The 15,146-nt window shown below is 74.8% G+C and carries 12 protein-coding genes; 10 read left to right on the forward strand and 2 right to left on the reverse strand.

What is annotated here, in order from left to right; all coding sequences use genetic code 11:
- Nucleotides 1-20: 20 nt before the first annotated feature.
- Entirely contained in the window at nt 21-1,268 is a 1,248-nt protein-coding gene (locus DER29_RS25350) for a cytochrome P450 (RefSeq protein WP_121400200.1), read from the reverse strand.
- Nucleotides 1,269-1,561: 293 nt separating this feature from the next.
- Here DER29_RS25350 and DER29_RS25355 point away from each other — a divergent pair, with 293 nt between their 5' ends.
- The 3 genes from DER29_RS25355 (at nt 1,562) to DER29_RS25365 (ending at nt 5,847) form a co-directional block, all read left to right on the forward strand.
- The gene (locus DER29_RS25355) at nt 1,562-1,975 is read left to right on the forward strand and encodes a hypothetical protein (protein WP_121400201.1); all 414 of its coding nucleotides are present in this window, start codon (nt 1,562-1,564) and stop codon (nt 1,973-1,975) included.
- 396 nt (nt 1,976-2,371) lie between these two features.
- Entirely contained in the window at nt 2,372-4,270 is a 1,899-nt protein-coding gene (locus tag DER29_RS25360) for a hypothetical protein (protein WP_121400202.1), read from the forward strand.
- Between the two features lie 206 nt (nt 4,271-4,476).
- Nucleotides 4,477-5,847, forward strand: a complete 1,371-nt coding sequence (locus DER29_RS25365) for a cellulase family glycosylhydrolase (protein WP_121400203.1) — start codon at nt 4,477-4,479, stop codon at nt 5,845-5,847.
- A gap of 70 nt (nt 5,848-5,917) precedes the next feature.
- On the opposite strand, the gene DER29_RS25370 is transcribed toward DER29_RS25365, so the two are convergent.
- Nucleotides 5,918-6,136 carry a DUF397 domain-containing protein gene (locus tag DER29_RS25370; protein ID WP_088992395.1) on the reverse strand — a complete coding sequence of 73 codons (219 nt, stop codon included), beginning with the start codon at nt 6,134-6,136 and terminating at the stop codon, nt 5,918-5,920.
- 69 nt (nt 6,137-6,205) lie between these two features.
- On the opposite strand from DER29_RS25370, the gene pepN reads away from it, so the two are divergent.
- The 7 genes from pepN (at nt 6,206) to DER29_RS25405 (ending at nt 15,062) form a co-directional block, all read left to right on the forward strand.
- Complete coding sequence (gene pepN, locus DER29_RS25375) at nt 6,206-8,722, forward strand: aminopeptidase N (RefSeq protein WP_121400204.1); 2,517 nt, start codon at nt 6,206-6,208, stop codon at nt 8,720-8,722.
- A gap of 71 nt (nt 8,723-8,793) precedes the next feature.
- A complete protein-coding gene (nadD, locus tag DER29_RS25380) occupies nt 8,794-9,390 on the forward strand; it encodes a nicotinate-nucleotide adenylyltransferase (protein ID WP_121400205.1) in 597 nt (198 codons plus the stop codon).
- Between the two features lie 110 nt (nt 9,391-9,500).
- Nucleotides 9,501-9,911 (forward strand): ribosome silencing factor, encoded by a 411-nt coding sequence (gene rsfS, locus DER29_RS25385; protein ID WP_121400206.1) that lies wholly within the window; start codon nt 9,501-9,503, stop codon nt 9,909-9,911.
- A complete protein-coding gene (locus tag DER29_RS25390) occupies nt 9,908-10,534 on the forward strand; it encodes a histidine phosphatase family protein (RefSeq protein ID WP_121400207.1) in 627 nt (208 codons plus the stop codon). Before rsfS ends, DER29_RS25390 begins: the two co-directional genes overlap by 4 nt.
- 39 nt (nt 10,535-10,573) lie before the next feature.
- On the forward strand, nt 10,574-11,434 hold the full coding sequence (locus tag DER29_RS25395) for a DegV family protein (protein WP_121400208.1): 861 nt from the start codon (nt 10,574-10,576) through the stop codon (nt 11,432-11,434).
- A gap of 281 nt (nt 11,435-11,715) precedes the next feature.
- Nucleotides 11,716-12,636, forward strand: coding sequence for a ComEA family DNA-binding protein (locus tag DER29_RS25400; RefSeq protein ID WP_121400209.1), 921 nt, complete (start codon nt 11,716-11,718; stop codon nt 12,634-12,636).
- Nucleotides 12,633-15,062, forward strand: a complete 2,430-nt coding sequence (locus DER29_RS25405) for a ComEC/Rec2 family competence protein (RefSeq protein ID WP_233600153.1) — start codon at nt 12,633-12,635, stop codon at nt 15,060-15,062. Before DER29_RS25400 ends, DER29_RS25405 begins: the two co-directional genes overlap by 4 nt.
- The last annotated feature ends 84 nt before the right edge of the window (nt 15,063-15,146 follow it).

Here is a 15,146-nt window from a genome sequence, read left to right on the forward strand (position 1 = left end):
TCCCCGGGGCGGTGCCGTGTTCAGGCCGTGCGGCGGACGTTGGTGATCAAAAACCCGCTCGGCGGCAGCGCCGGCATCCGGTGCAGGCTCACCGCCAGGTCCTGCGGCGGCACGTCGTACCGCATCGTCGTGGTCAGGTTCGTCACCGCCCGTTTCATCAGCTCGATCGTGATCCACTCGCCGGCGCAGCGGTGACCGGTCAGGTGCTCGCCGCCGCCCTGCGGCACGGGGGCGAACGGGTCGCCCCGCCAGCCGGTGAAGCGCTCCGGCCGGAACCGCTCCGGCTCCGGCCAGAGCGCCGGGTGGTGGTTGGTGCCGTACAGGTCGAGCAGCACCCGCCGGCCGCGCGGAAAGTGGTAGCCCTGCCAGTCGAACGGGCGCCGGACCCGGGCGGCGGCCACCGGGAAGAAGGGGTAGTAACGGCGTACCTCCTGCACGAAGCTCTCGGTGGCCTCGTCGCTCTCCCGGACCCGTTCCCGCCAGGCCGGGTGGTCGTGCAGGGCCAGCGCGGCGAAGACGACGAAGCGGTCGACGGCGACCGTGGGGCGCAGCACGTTGAGCAGCTCGACGGCCGCGATCCGCCGGGGGAGCAGCCGACCGTGGGCGTCGCGGTGCTCGGCGATCACCCGCAGCGCGCTGCCCTCGGGGGCGGGGAGGGTGTCGGCGCGCTCCCGGTCGACGACCCGGCCGATCCAGCGTTCGCCCCGGCGGCGGCCCCACAGGCCACGCCAGTGCTGGGGGCCGAGGGCCGCCGGCCCTTCGATCATCGCGTGCAGTTCGGCGGTACGCCGGTCCACCTCGCTGTCCGCGAGCGGTACGCCGGCCCAGGCGCAGACCGCGCGGGTCAGCATCCGGCCGACCTCGTCGTAGAGCACCACCGGCCCGCCCGACTCCCAGGACGGGACGCGGGCCCGCCACTCGTCGTCGAAGAGCTGCGCGAGCTGCCGGACCGCGGTCGGCGTCATGATCGACATGAACATGGCCTTGCGGTCGGCGTGGTCCGTCCCGTCGAGGCCCTGCACGCCACCGCGGCCGGTGAGGGTGCGCTGCGCCCGCTTCGGCATGGCGCCCGCCCGGACGAAGCGCTCGGTGTCGTAGAAGAGCTCCGCCGCCGGCCGGCCGCGCAGGCAGATGGTGGGCTCCAGCAGCAGTCGGGCCTGGAAGATGTCGGTGCCGTGGCGGTCGCAGCGTCGGCCGACGAAACGGTAGCCGTCGCGCAGGAACGCCATGGAGCTGTCCGGGCTGCGTTCCGTCGGGATGGTCGCCATCGGGCCTCCTGGCCGGGGTGCGGCCGTTGCCGGCCGGGTCCTGTCCGTGCCTCTGCGTCTACCCAGGCCGGCGTGGCTGAACCCCGTGCCCGCGTCGGGCGGGCGGCGCAGAGGGGGCGGGGAGGGGCCAGCGGACGACGCGTCAGCTGGCCCCTCCCAGGGACGCGGAGAGCTGGTTTTCTCGGGGGAGCGGTCCGTCGGTCCGCCGCCGGCAGGACGCCGGCGGCGGCCGGGACGGAACGCGGGCGGCGCACCGGAGGACGAGGCCGCCCACGATCGCCACGGGAGGACAGATGCGTGACAACAGGCCGGCGTACTGGCGGCAACGGCAGGCGCGGGAGGCGCTCGGCACGGCCGGGGAGGTCGCCGGCGCGTCGTTGATCGCGCCGCCCCGCCGCTCGGCCCGGCCGGACCGGTTCTTCACGGTGCATCTCGGCTTCACCGCCGCCGACCTGGCGCCGGCCCGGGAACTGGCCGTCGGATACGCGGAGGCGCTGAGTCTGTTGCGGCCCGAGGTGGCCCTGGGCGCGTCGGCGCTGTCGCCGGCCGAGGCGTGGCAGCAGGCCGAACGGTTGTTCTGCGGCGCGTCCGGCCCGGACGGCGAGCGCTGCGCCGACGTCGCCGGCCATCCCGGCTTCCATCACGCGCCGGGGCCGGGCGGGCTCGGCTGGGGCGACGGCGACCAGCCCGCCATTCGAGATCATTGATGCGACAGCCGCGCGTGCGGGCGATTGGGCCCCGTCACCCGTACGCGCGACTGTCGGATATGCGTCGGGAGCCTGGATCCGGGAGCGGCCATCGCATTTGCCGGGTCACCAAAAAAGTGCTGTGCCGGGAATCCCGCGTACGGCTAATTCGAAACGGCGATCCCCTGCGGAGAAATTGATCTCAAATCCCGCGCTGGAGCAACCCGATCGTCGATCGTCCGTTTTGTTGTCATTTAAGGGCCCAATTCGTGCCGTCGTCAGCGCCGAAAGGTCAGACCCGATCACCAATGCCGGAAGTGCTTCGTTTGTTCACCGAGGCAACCGCGCCAGGTGGCCGGGAGGTTGACTCCCCACCAGGCGGAAACGACCGCTCCTGCGAGTTCGGGGGAATCGCACATGCACGTGATGCTGGCCTGGTTCGCCGACGACAATCTGTCGGAGAGCGCCCGGCGCGCCGCGAGACATCGCTTTGAATCGGCCGTCGCCGATGTGGCGCCCGACAGTTTCGTACGACACGAATTCGGGGCCGACGACTGGGGCGTGACGGTCCTGCACCGCAGCGATCAGGGCCACTACCGGTGGCCGGTCGTCGACACCGTCGGGCCGGTCACCGCCGTGTCGCTCGGGCTGCCCGTGGGTGTCGACGTGACGGGCGGCCCGGCGGCGCTGGCCGGACGCCTGCTGGCCGGCGAGGACGTGCACCGCGAGGTGGTGCCGCCGTTCGGCCTGCTGGCCCTCGACGCGGGCGGGAACTTCGCCCTGCAACAGGACTGGATCGGCATGTGCCGGGTCTTCACGGGCGGGTCGGGCGGCCTGACGGCCTTCTGCACCCGGCCCAACCTGCTGGCCGCGTTCCTGCACGGTGACCCGCAGCCCGACCTGGACGGCTGGATGTCGTACACCCTCTGCGGGCACTTCGGCGGCGACAGCTCCCCGGTGCGGGACGCCCGACTGCTCGGCCCCGGCGAGCGGGTGACCGGCCGCCGGCGCGACGGCGGCGGGTGGCAGCTCACCACCACCACGAGGTACGCCACCGACGACGTGGTGCGGGACGGACTGGCGGCGCAGGGTCGACCGGTGACCGAGCTGCTCGACCGCGCCGCCGACGCCATCACGGCCACCGCCGCCAGCATCCACAGCCTGTACGACGAGGACATCACCCTCGGGCTGTCGGGCGGGAAGGACTCCCGGCTCATCGCCGCGTCGCTGATCGCGGCCGGCCGGACCCCCAGGTTCCTGACCAACGAGGACACCCGCGCCGAGGGCGAGGTCGCCCGCGAGCTGGTGCGGATCCTGCGCGACAAGCGGGGACTGCACCCCGAGCACACGCTCCGGCTCGCCGGGGCGCGGGCCAACGTGCTCGGGACCGGCCTGCACGAGCGGGCCCGGCGACTGCAACGGCTGACCGACCACCAGTTCCCCTCCAGCTACCTGGTGCGCCCCGCCGGCCCCGGACGCCTGGTCGACCAGGCCGGCCCGGCCACCTTCACCGGTGCCGCCGGCGAACTCGCCACCGAGTACTGGTATCCCCCGACGGACGACGACGGCGGCCCCTCCCCGCAGGAGACCGCCCTGGCCCGGCTGCTGAACGCCGTACCGACGGGCGTCGCCGACGCGGCCGTGGTCACCGCGGAGCGGGAGAGGATCGGCGGCCTGCTCGACCACGGCAGCGGGCTCGGCCTGCACGATCTGCGCCTGGTCGACTACATCTACCTGGTGGAGCGGGTCCGCCGCTGGTACACCTCCGCCTACGCGATCGGGATGGTCACCCCGTTCCTGTCGCCCGGCTTCGTCGCCGCCACCTTCGCGTTGACTCCGCAGCAGAAGCGCGAGCGGCTGATGCACACCGGGCTGATCGCCCGCCTGGTGCCCGAGTGGGCGCAGGTCCCGTTCGTCAGCGTCTCCACCGGCCCGTCCACCGCCACCCGGGTGTGGGAGGGCGACGGCCTCCAGGCCATGGCGGAGCTGCTGGACACCGCGCACGGCCCGCTGACCCGGCTCGTCCGCCGGCCCGCCGTGGAGAAGGCGCTCCGCACCGCGGCCCGCGGCGGCCGACCCGACCAGCGGACGCTGCAACAGTTCACCTGGCTGGCGCTCGCCTCCGAGCAGCTCGAACCGGGCACCACCCGGCCCGCCACCGGCGCCGCGTACGCCCGGATCACCGCGCCCCCGCAGCAACGCCAACCGGCCGGCGGCGCGGTCGCCCGACTGCGCTGGATCAAACGGGCCCCGTTCGGTGACCGGCTCTGGTCGGCGGTGGCCAGGCGGGTACGTCCACGGCGACCGAGCCAGTGAGCGGGCCGGGGGAGTAGCCGACCCATCGACGATGTCCTATTGCGAAGCCTGCGTGACCACGAGTAGCTTGGCACCGTCGCAGAGCCGAGCCGGCCTCGCACCCGTACGTCGCACTCGTCACGAGCGCGCCGCGCACCGCCATCCGCGTGCGCCTGGGCAGGCGTGCCTGTGCCCCGATCTGTCGGGGCCTCACCCTGAGGTAGGCCATGAAGAGAAGACTGCTCTCCGTCGGCGCCGCGCTGCTCGCCGTCGCCGCGTCCGTCCTGGTGTTCGTCAAGCCGGCGGACGCGGCCGTGGGACTGCACGTCGACGGACGCAACATCGTCGAGGCGAACGGCCAGCCGTTCGTCATGCGAGGTGTCAACCACCCCCACGTCTGGTACACGGGCGAGACCGACTCGTTCGCCGACGTCAAGGCGCTCGGCGCCAACACCGTCCGGGTGGTGCTGGGCAGCGGCAAGCGCTGGGGTCCGTCCACCGACGTCGCCGACGTGATCTCACTGTGCAAGCAGAACCGGCTGATCTGCGTGCTGGAGGTCCACGACACCACCGGCTACGGCGAGGAGGGCGCCGCCGCGTCGCTCGACGAGGCGGTCGACTACTGGATCAGCCAGAAGAGCGCCCTCGTCGGCCAGGAGAACTACGTCGTCATCAACATCGGCAACGAGCCGATCGGCAACGTCGACGCCGGCCAGTGGACCGCCGCGACCACCGCCGCGATCACGAAGATGCGCGCCAGCGGCTTCGAGCACCTGCTCATGGTCGACGCGCCCAACTGGGGTCAGGACTGGCAGTACGTCATGCGGGACAACGCGCAGGCGATCCTGGACGCCGACAGCCGGCAGAACACCGTGCTGTCCATCCACATGTACGCGGTGTTCAACACGGCCACGGCCATCACCGACTACCTGGACCGGTTCGAGGACAACGGGTGGCCACTGGTCATCGGCGAGTTCGGCTGGCGGTTCAACGCCAACGAGGTCGACCACGAGACGATCCTGGCCGAGTCGCAGGCCCGTGGTCTGGGCTACCTCGGCTGGTCCTGGAGCGGCAACACCGACCCGATCCTGGACATGGCCACCAGCTTCGACCCCGCGCGGCTCACCACCTGGGGCGAGCGGATCTTCAACGGCGCCAACGGCATAAAGGCCACCGCCAGGGAGGCCACGATCTTCGGCGGTGGGCCGAGCCCCACCGCGACGGTGACGCCCACGGTCAGCCCGACGGTCTCGCCGACCCCGACGGACCCGCCCACCCCCACCCCGACCAGCGGCGACAAGTCCTGCACCGCCGCCTACCGGATCGTGGGCCAGTGGCCGGGCGGCTTCCAGGGGGAGATCCGGATCACCGCCGGGAGCGCGGCGATCAGCGGCTGGATCGTGACGTGGGCCCTCGCCTCAGGCCAGGCCGTCAACCAGGCCTGGAACGCGACGGTCACCACCAGCGGATCCACCGTCGCCGCGCGCAACGTGAGCTACAACGGCAGTCTCGGCCCGGGTGCCGACACGGTCATCGGCTTCCTCGGCTCGTGGAGCGGCACCAACCCCGTTCCGCCGCTGACCTGCACCGCCACCTGACGGCCGACCGTGCGGGCCGGGCGTGGTCAGCCCGGCCCGCACGATCGGGCAGGCAGCGGTCAGCCCGGCCTCAGTCCAGGTCGAACTCGCCGTCCTGGGCGCCGGCGACGAAGGCGTCCCACTCGGCCTGCGTGAAGACCAGGACGGGGCCGTCCGGCTCGGCGGAGTTGCGCATGCCGATCAGGTCGTCGACGAAGGCGACCTCGACGGCGCTCTCGGAGGTGTCACCCTCGGCCCGCTGCCAGACCGCCCGGGAGAGGTCGAAGTCGCCCTTGGGGTGCGAAGCCATCGTTCAGTCCTCCAGTGCCACGGGTCATGGGGGAGACACGTACGGTTCCCCATCGGGCAGGATAAGCGGATGCCGAGCCTGACCCGTGTAGAGGCGACCGCGCGTGGCGCGGCGATCACCGTCGAGTCCTATCAGGTGGACCTCGACCTGAGCGGCGACGGCGAGCGGTTCCGCTCCGACGTCACCATCCGCTTCCGGGCGACCCCCGGCGCGGAGACCTTCGTCGAGGTCCAACCCGCGAAACTGCTGGCGGTACGCCTCAACGACCGCGACATCGACCCGTCCACGCTGGACGACAACCGGCTGCCGCTGACCGGGCTGGCCGAGGCCAACACGCTCACCGTCGCCGCCGAGATGGCGTACTCGAACACGGGCGAGGGGATGCACCGCTTCGTCGACCCCGCCGACGGCGAGACCTACCTCTACGCGATGTCGTTCCTGGACAACGCGCAGCGCCTCTTCGCCGCCTTCGACCAGCCCGACCTGAAGGCCCCGGTCACCATGTCGGTCACCGCCCCGCCGCACTGGGTCGTCGCGGCCAACGGCCAGCTCGCCGCCACGCCGCGCCCCGGGCGCTGGGAGTTCGCCCCCACGGCGCCGCTGGCCACGTACTTCGTCTCGCTGATCGCCGGCCCCTGGCACGTCCGGCGCGACGAGCACGACGGCATCCCGCTCGGCGTCTACTGCCGGCGCTCCCTCGCGGCGCACCTGGACGCCGACGCCGAGGAGATCCTCACCGTCACGAAGCAGTGCCTCGACCGGTTCCACCAGCTCTTCGCGGAGCGCTACCCGTTCGGCAAGTACGACCAGGCGTTCGTGCCGGAGTTCAACGCCGGCGCGATGGAGAACCCGGGCCTCGTCACCTTCCGCGACGACTACGTCTTCCGCTCCGCGGTCACGGACACCGAGCGGGAGCAGCGCGCCACCACCATCGCCCACGAGATGGCGCACATGTGGTTCGGCGACCTGGTCACCATGCGCTGGTGGGACGACCTGTGGCTCAACGAGTCCTTCGCGGAGTACCTCGGCACCCGGGTGACCGCCGAGGCGACCCGCTTCGAGGCGGCCTGGACGACCTTCGCCCTGCGGCGCAAGGCCTGGGGCTACGCGGCCGACCAGCGCCCCTCCACCCACCCCGTGGCGCCCGAGGAGGTCGCCGACGCCGCCGAGGGCCTGCTCAACTTCGACGGCATCTCGTACGCCAAGGGCGCCAGCGTCCTGCGGCAGCTCATCGCCTGGCTCGGCGACGACGCCTTCCTCGCCGGCCTCAACGCCCACTTCGCGAAGCACCGGTACGGCAACGCCGCCCTGGCCGACCTGCTCGGCAGCCTCGCCGCGGCCAGCGGGCGCGACCTGTCCGGCTGGGCGGAGCGCTGGCTGCGCTCGGCGCAGGTCAACACGCTGCGCGCCGAGGTCACCGTCGACGCGGACGGCCGCTACACCGAGGTGACCATCGGGCAGACCGCGCCCGCGTCGCACCCGGTGCTGCGCCCGCACCGCATCGGAGTCGGCCGGTACGCCGCCGACGGCACGGTCGTCCGGACGGAGGTCGACCTCGACCCGGACACCGACGGCGGCCGTACGGTGCTCACCGGGCTGGCGGGCGAGCCGGCGGCCCGGCTGCTGCTGCCCAACGACGGCGACCTGACGTTCGCCAAGATCCGGCTCGACCCCGCGTCGGCGGACGTGGTGCCGCTGGTGCTGCCCGGCCTGGCCGACCCGCTGGCCCGGGCGCTGCTCTGGGGCGAGGCGCTGGACGCCGCCACCGACGGGGAGCGGCCGGTCGCCGGCCTGGTGGCCCTGATCGCCGCCGCCCTCCCCGTCGAGACCGAGGTGATCATCGCCGAGGACGTGCTCGCGCTCAGCCGCTCGCTGGTCGACCGGTACCTCGACCCGCTCGCCCGCGAGGCCGCCCTGGCGCAGGTCGCCGGCGCCTGCGGGAAACTGCTCGACGGCGCCCCGGCCGGCGGCTCGTTGCAGCTCGCGGCGGCCCGGGGCTGGATCGCCGCCAGCACCGACGCCGACCGGCTGGCCGGCTGGCTCGCCGGCCGGGACGTCCCGCCGGGGCTGGCGGTCGACGCCGAGCTGCGCTGGGCGCTGCTGCTCCGGCTGGTGGTGCTCGGCGCGGCGGGCGCGGCGGAGATCGCCGCCGAGGCCGCGGCCGACCCGAGCGCCGCCGGCGCCGAGCGGGCCGCCCGCTGCCGCGCGGCGCTGCCCGACGCGGAGGCCAAGCGGGCCGCGTGGGAGATCGTCGTGTCGAACACCGAGCTGTCGAACCGGCTCGTCGAGGCGACCGCGGAGGGGTTCTGGCAGCCCGAACAGGCCGAGCTGACCGCCGGCTACGTGGCGCGCTACTTCGCCGACATGCCGACCGCCGCGCGGTCGCGTACGCCCTGGGTGGTGGAACAGGTCGCGAAACTGGCCTTCCCCCGCTACGCCGTGGCGCAGCCCACCCGGGAGGCGGCCGCGGCGCTGCTGGCCCGCGACGACATCACCCCCGGCCTGCGCCGGGTGGTCACCGACGCTGACGACGACCTGCGCCGCGCCCTGGTCGCCCGGACGGCGGTCGCCGCGGCGGCGGCCTGACGCCGCCCGCCGGGCGGGACGGTCCGGCGGCCCCCCGGGGCCGCCGGTTCCGCCCGGCCTAGGATCGCGGGGTGGAGGAAGACATCCGGCGGGTCGGCATCATGGGCGGCACCTTCGACCCGATCCACCACGGGCACCTCGTCGCGGCCAGCGAGGTGGCGGACCGGTTCGGGCTGGACGAGGTGGTCTTCGTCCCCACCGGCCAGCCGTGGCAGAAGGCGGACGAGCCGGTCAGCCCGGCGGAGGACCGCTACCTGATGACGGTCATCGCCACCGCCTCCAACCCCCGCTTCCAGGTCAGCCGGGTCGACATCGACCGGGGTGGGCCCACCTACACCGTCGACACCCTGCGCGACCTGCACGCCGAGTACGGCCCGAAGGTGCAGCTGTTCTTCATCACGGGGGCGGACGCGCTGGAGCGGATCCTCTCGTGGAAGGACCTGGACGAGATCTTCGAGCTGGCCCACTTCATCGGCGTGACCCGGCCGGGCTTCGAGCTGACCGCCGCGCACCTGCCGGCCGACACGGTGAGCCTGGTGCAGGTCCCGGCCATGGCCATCTCGTCCACGGACTGCCGGGCCCGGGTCGCCCGGGGGGAGCCGGTCTGGTACCTGGTGCCGGACGGTGTGGTGCAGTACATCGGCAAGCGACGCCTCTATCAGCCGTGATTCAGCCCGGTATGGGATGGTCCGGGCGGGTAACGGGCCAGAACTGACGAGTCGGGATTCCACCGGGTGTGAGACGCTTGGAGGATCGCACGGTTGATCGAAGGAGAACGGTGACAATTTCCGAACGCGCCCACGAGTTGGCCATCGCCGCCGCCCAGGCCGCGGCCGACAAGAAGGCGCAGGACATCGTCATCATCGACGTGGGCGACCAACTCGCCATCACCGACGCGTTCCTGCTCGCCGCGGCTCCCAACGAGCGTCAGGTGCTCGCCATCGTCGATGCCATCGAGGAGCGGCTGCTCGAGCTGCCGGAGAAGGCCAAGCCGGTCCGGCGCGAGGGCGAGCGGGGCGGCCGGTGGGTGCTGCTCGACTACGTCGACATCGTGGTGCACGTCCAGCACACCGAGGAGCGCGAGTTCTACGCCCTCGACCGGCTCTGGAAGGACTGCCCGACGATCCCGTTCGTCGACCGCGACCTCGTCGACGCCGAGTCCGGCACCGGCTCCACCACCGCGGAATGACCCGCCTGATCATCTGGCGGCACGGCAACACCGACTGGAACGCCGCCAGCCGGGTCCAGGGGCAGACCGACGTACCGCTGAACGACCTCGGCCGCGAGCAGGCCCGCACCGCGGCGCCCCTGCTGGCCGGGCTGAGCCCGGACGCCATCGTGGCCAGCGACCTGAGCCGCGCGGCGGACACCGCCGGCGCGCTGGCCGCGCTGACCGGGCTGCCGGTGCGCACCGACCCGCGGCTGCGCGAGCGGCACTTCGGGTCCTGGCAGGGGCTGGCCCTCACCGAGGCCGCCGAGCGCCACCCCGCCGAGTTCGCCCGCTGGCGGGCGGGAGACCCGGACCCCGGCGCCGGCATCGAGACCCTCGACGACCTCGGCAAGCGGGTCGGCGCGGCCCTGTCCGACGCCGCCGACGCCGTGCCCGGCGGCACCGTGGTGGTGGCCACTCACGGCGGCGCGGCCCGGCAGGGCTGCGGGCACCTGCTCGGCTGGGAGCACGCCGTCCTGCGCACCATCGGCTCGTTGCAGAACTGCCACTGGACCGAGCTGCGCCACGACGCCGCCCGGGGCTGGCACCTGCGGGCCCACAACGTCGGCCTGATCACCGTCCCGGCCACCGAGGCCGTCTGACCCGGGCGGCGCCCGGCGACATCGGCTAGCGTGCCGGGCATGCCCGTCGCGGTCGTCACCGACTCCACCGCCTATCTCCCGCCCGAGCTGCTGCGCGACCACCGGCTGACGGTGGTGCCGCTGGCTGTCGTGCTCAACGGCGCCGAGGGGCTGGAGGGGGTGGAGACCACCCCCGCCGACGCCGCCCGGGCGCTCGGCGGCCGGCGCGTCTCGGCGAGCACCTCCCGCCCCGCGCCGGAGCAGTTCGCCCGGACGTACCGGGAGCTGCTCGACGCGGGCGCCGACGGGATCGTCTCGGTGCACCTGTCGGCCGAGCTCTCCGGCACGGTCGAGGCCGCCCGGCTGGCCGCCGCCGGGTTCGACGACCGGGTCGCCGTGGTCGACAGCCGCTCGACCGGCATGGGCCTCGGCTTCCCCGCCGTCGCCGCCGCCACGGCCGCCGAGCGGGGCGAGGACCTGCCGGCGGTACGCGACGCGGCGGTCGACGCCATCGCCCGCACCAGCATCTGGTTCTACGTCGACACGCTGGAGTTCCTCCGCCGGGGCGGCCGGATCGGCGCCGCCGAGGCGCTGCTCGGCACCGCCCTGTCGGTCAAGCCGATCATGCACATGCCGGACGGCGCGATCGTCCTCAGGGACAAGGTGCGTACGGCCAGCCGGGGCGTGGCACGGCTGGTCGACCTGGCCGTCGAGGCTGCCGGGGACGCCGAGGTCGACCTGGCCGTGCACCACCTCGCCGCGCCGCAGCGGGCCGAGGCGCTGCTGGAGGCGCTGACGGTCCGGCTGGGTGACCGCCTGCACGACTCGTACGTCTCGGAGGCCGGCGCGGTGGTCGCCGCGCACGCCGGGCCCGGCCTGGCCTGCGTCGTCGTGCACCGCCGACCCTCGACCCCCGGCTAGCCGCGACCCGGCACTTCCCGCGCTCGACCCGGCACGCCCCGCGCCCGTCCGGGCGCGCCGGCGGGGCCGGCTGCGACGGTCCCGCGCCGACGGGGGCCTGTCGAGCTGCCCCGCCGGGCGGTCCGTGTTCGGGCCGGACCGGGAGGCGCACTGACCTGCGGCTGTTCGCCGCCCTAGCACATCGGCCCCTTGATCAGGCGGTTGTCCACAGGCGGCGCCGTCGTCCACAGCCGGGCGCCGACCGGCCCCGCGTCCCGTCGTCGCGGACCTAGCCTCGCGTCGTGTCAGACGACGAGGAGACGGTGGTCCGGGAACGACTGCGCCGGCTGGTGGCGGGCCGGCCGTCGACCGCTCCGCGGACGCACCCGGGCGGGTCGGCCGGCCCCGTGGGATGGTCCGACGAACCCGTCGGGCCGTCCGTCGACGATCCGGGCCTGGTCGGGGTGTCGGAGCCGGTCCCGTCGTCGCCCCGCGCACCGTCGTCGTCTCTCGCCGGCGCGGCGGAGCCGCCGGAACCCGACCCGCCGGCCCGCGCCCCCGAGGCCGGTGTGGCGCCCCGGTTGCCGGGGCCCGGGGCGTTCGACCCCGGGCGGCGGGGGGTGCGCGCGCTGGCCGCCGTCGCCGTCGTGGTGGTGCTCGTGGCCGGCTTCTGGGCCTGGCGGTCCCGACCACAGGCCGAGCCCGTCCGCCCGGTGGCCACCGCCGGGGCGTCCGATGCGGCGGTGACCGGCCTCGCGGAACCGGCCGCCACGCCGGCCGGCGAGCTGGTCGTCGCGGTCGCCGGAAAGGTACGCCGCCCCGGGCTGGTCCGGGTTCCGGCCGGCGCGCGGGTCGCGGACGCCGTGGAGGCTGCCGGCGGGGCGCTGCCGGGGGTGGACGTGGCCCTGCTCAACCCGGCCCGGAAGGTCACCGACGGCGAGCTGATCCTGGTCGGCGTCGCGGCACCACCGGGCGCGGCACCCCCGCCCGGGGCGGCTGCCGGCGGCGCGCCGGGGGCGCCCGGCGCGGGTGGCCGGCTCAACCTCAACACCGCGACGCTCGCGCAGCTCGACGCGCTGCCGGGCGTCGGCCCGGTGCTCGCCCAGCGCATCCTCGCCCACCGCGACCAGCAGGGCGGCTTCCGCTCGGTCGGCGACCTGCGCCAGGTCGACGGCATCGGCGACGCCCGCTACGAGCAGCTCAAGGACCTGGTGACGGTGTGACGGCGGGCGGCGTGCCCGGCCCGTCCGTCCCCGGGGCCTCCAGCGTCGACGCCGGGGGCGAGCGGGTCGCGGCGGCCATCGACCTGCGGCTGGCCGGCTTGGCGGTGGCCACCTGGCTCGCCGCGCTGGCCGGGCTGCACCTGACCGTCGGCGGGGCCCTGCTGCTGGCGGCGGTGGCCGCCGGGGCGGCGGGGCTGGGCGGGCTGCACCTGGCCGGCTTCCTCGGACGGCCGGCCGCCCCGGCCCGGCGGTACGGCTGGATCGCCGTCGCCGTGCTGCTCGGCGTGGTCTGCGGTGCGACGGCCACCGCCGCCCGGCTGTCCGTCCGCGACGCCGGACCGGTCCGCGCCCTGGTCGAGGAACGGGCCCTCGTCACCGCCGAACTGGTCGTCCGCGACGATCCCCGTCCCGTACGCGGCGTCGCCGGGCGCCCGGCCACCCTGCTCGTGCCGGCCGAGCTGACCCGGTTCACCGGCCCGGACGGGCGGCGGATCGCGACGCCGGCCCGGGTGCTGGTCCTCGCCACCGATCCCGGCTGGCGGGGGCTGCTGCCCGGGCAGCGGCTGACCGCCGAAGGACGGCTCGCCGCCCCGCGCGGCGGCGACCTGACCGCGGCGGTACTGAGCGCGGCCGGACCGCCGGCGCCGCACGGGGCCGCCCCGTCGTCGCAGCGGGCCGCCGGGTCGCTGCGTGCCGGTCTGCAACGCGCCTGCGCGCCGCTTCCCGACGAGCAGGGTGGGCTGCTGCCCGGTCTGGTGGTCGGGGACACGAGCCGGCTGCCGCCCACCGTGGAGGAGGACTTCCTCGCCACCGGCATGACCCACCTGAACGCCGTCTCCGGTTCCAACGTGGCCATCGTCGTCGGCGCGGTGCTGCTGTTGGCCCGCTGGGCGCGGGCCGGGCCCTGGCTGGCCGCCGGGATCTGCGGGCTGGCCCTGGTCGGCTTCGTCATCCTGGTCCGCCCCTCGCCCAGCGTGGTACGCGCCGCCACCATGGGCGCCATCGGGCTGGCGGCGTTGGCTGCCGGACGTCCCCGGGCCGCGCTGCCCGCCCTCTCCGCCGGGGTGGCCGTGCTGGTGCTGGTCGACCCGGAGCTGGCCGGCGACGCCGGCTTCGCGCTCTCCGTGCTGGCCACCGGCGGGCTGCTGCTGCTCGCCCCGAGGTGGCGCGACGGGCTGCGTCGTCGAGGGGTGCCGGCCGGGCTCGCCGAGGCGCTGGCCGTGCCGGCGGCCGCGCAGCTCGCCTGCGCCCCGGTGGTGGCCGGGATCTCGGGCACGGTGAGCCTGGTCGCCGTGCCGGCGAACCTGCTCGCGGTGCCGGCCATCGCGCCCGCCACGGTGCTCGGGGTGCTGGCCGCGGCGGTGTCGCCCGTCTGGCCGGCCGGGGCGGAGTTCGTCGCGTGGCTGGCCAGTTGGCCGGCCTGGTGGCTGGTCATGGTGGCGCGGCAGGGCGCGCGGCTGCCGGCGGGCACGCTGCCGTGGCCGGGCGGGGTGACGGGGGCCCTGCTGCTGGCCGGGCTGACCGTCGCGCTGCTGGTGGCCACCCGGCACCCGGTGGTCCGCCGGCTGGTGGCGGTGGTCGTCGTCGCCGTGGTGGCCGGCACGCTGCCGGTACGGCTGGCCGCCCCCGGCTGGCCCCCGGCGGGCTGGGTGGTCGCCGCCTGCGCGGTCGGCCAGGGCGACACCGTCGTGCTGCCGGTGGCGGCCGGCCGGGCGGTGGTCATCGACGCCGGGCCGGACCCGGGGGCGGCGGACGGCTGCCTGCGCCGGCTGGGCGTACGGGAGGTCGCGCTGCTGGTGGTCAGCCACTTCCACGTCGACCACACCGGCGGCGTCGCGGGCGTGTTCCGGGGCCGACCGGTGGGCGCGGTGCTCACCCCGCAGTGGCCGGAGCCCGCCGCCGGGCGGGAGCTGGTCCTCGCCGAGGCCGCGGCGCACTCCGTCGAAGTGGTGGCGGGCGCGGCCGGCTGGCGGTACCGGGAGGGTGGCGTCGAGTTCACCGTCATCGGCCCGCCTCGTCCGCTGCGCGGCACCCGGTCGGATCCCAACAACAACTCGCTGATGTTGCTCGCCACCGTCTCCGGCGTGCGGATCCTGCTCGCCGGGGACGCCGAGACCGAGGAGCAGCGGGCGTTGCTGGACGACACGGGGCCGGGCGGCGTGCGGGCCGAGGTGCTGAAGGTCGCGCACCACGGGTCGGCCTACCAGGACCCGGCCTTCCTGGACGCGGTGCGTCCCGTGGTCGCCCTGGTGCCGGTGGGGACGGGCAACACCTACGGGCATCCCAATCCGGCGGTGCTCGGGCGGCTGGCCCGGGGCGGGGCGCGGGTGCTGCGTACCGACACGGACGGCGACGTGGCGGCGGTGCTCGGCCGGGCCGGTCTCGGGGTGGTGACGCGGGGCACGCCGCCGGGACGACAACGGTAGAAATCGACACCGATTATCGGCTTTAGCGGTGGACTGAGGTAAATGTCTGGATTTGCGCTGAGTGCGGGCTCCGCACCCGCAGTG

The sequence above is a fragment of the Micromonospora sp. M71_S20 genome (assembly GCF_003664255.1).
GTDB lineage: Bacteria > Actinomycetota > Actinomycetes > Mycobacteriales > Micromonosporaceae > Micromonospora.

Bases quoted from the DNA above. Each gene is read 5' to 3' on its own strand.
- DER29_RS25350 (WP_121400200.1), bottom strand. From the start codon at position 1,268: ATGGCGACCATCCCGACGGAACGCAGCCCGGACAGCTCCATGGCGTTC.
- DER29_RS25355 (WP_121400201.1), top strand. From the start codon at position 1,562: ATGCGTGACAACAGGCCGGCGTACTGGCGGCAACGGCAGGCGCGGGAG.
- DER29_RS25360 (WP_121400202.1), top strand. From the start codon at position 2,372: ATGCACGTGATGCTGGCCTGGTTCGCCGACGACAATCTGTCGGAGAGC.
- DER29_RS25365 (WP_121400203.1), top strand. From the start codon at position 4,477: ATGAAGAGAAGACTGCTCTCCGTCGGCGCCGCGCTGCTCGCCGTCGCC.
- DER29_RS25370 (WP_088992395.1), bottom strand. From the start codon at position 6,136: ATGGCTTCGCACCCCAAGGGCGACTTCGACCTCTCCCGGGCGGTCTGG.
- pepN (WP_121400204.1), top strand. From the start codon at position 6,206: ATGCCGAGCCTGACCCGTGTAGAGGCGACCGCGCGTGGCGCGGCGATC.
- DER29_RS25390 (WP_121400207.1), top strand. From the start codon at position 9,908: ATGACCCGCCTGATCATCTGGCGGCACGGCAACACCGACTGGAACGCC.
- DER29_RS25395 (WP_121400208.1), top strand. From the start codon at position 10,574: ATGCCCGTCGCGGTCGTCACCGACTCCACCGCCTATCTCCCGCCCGAG.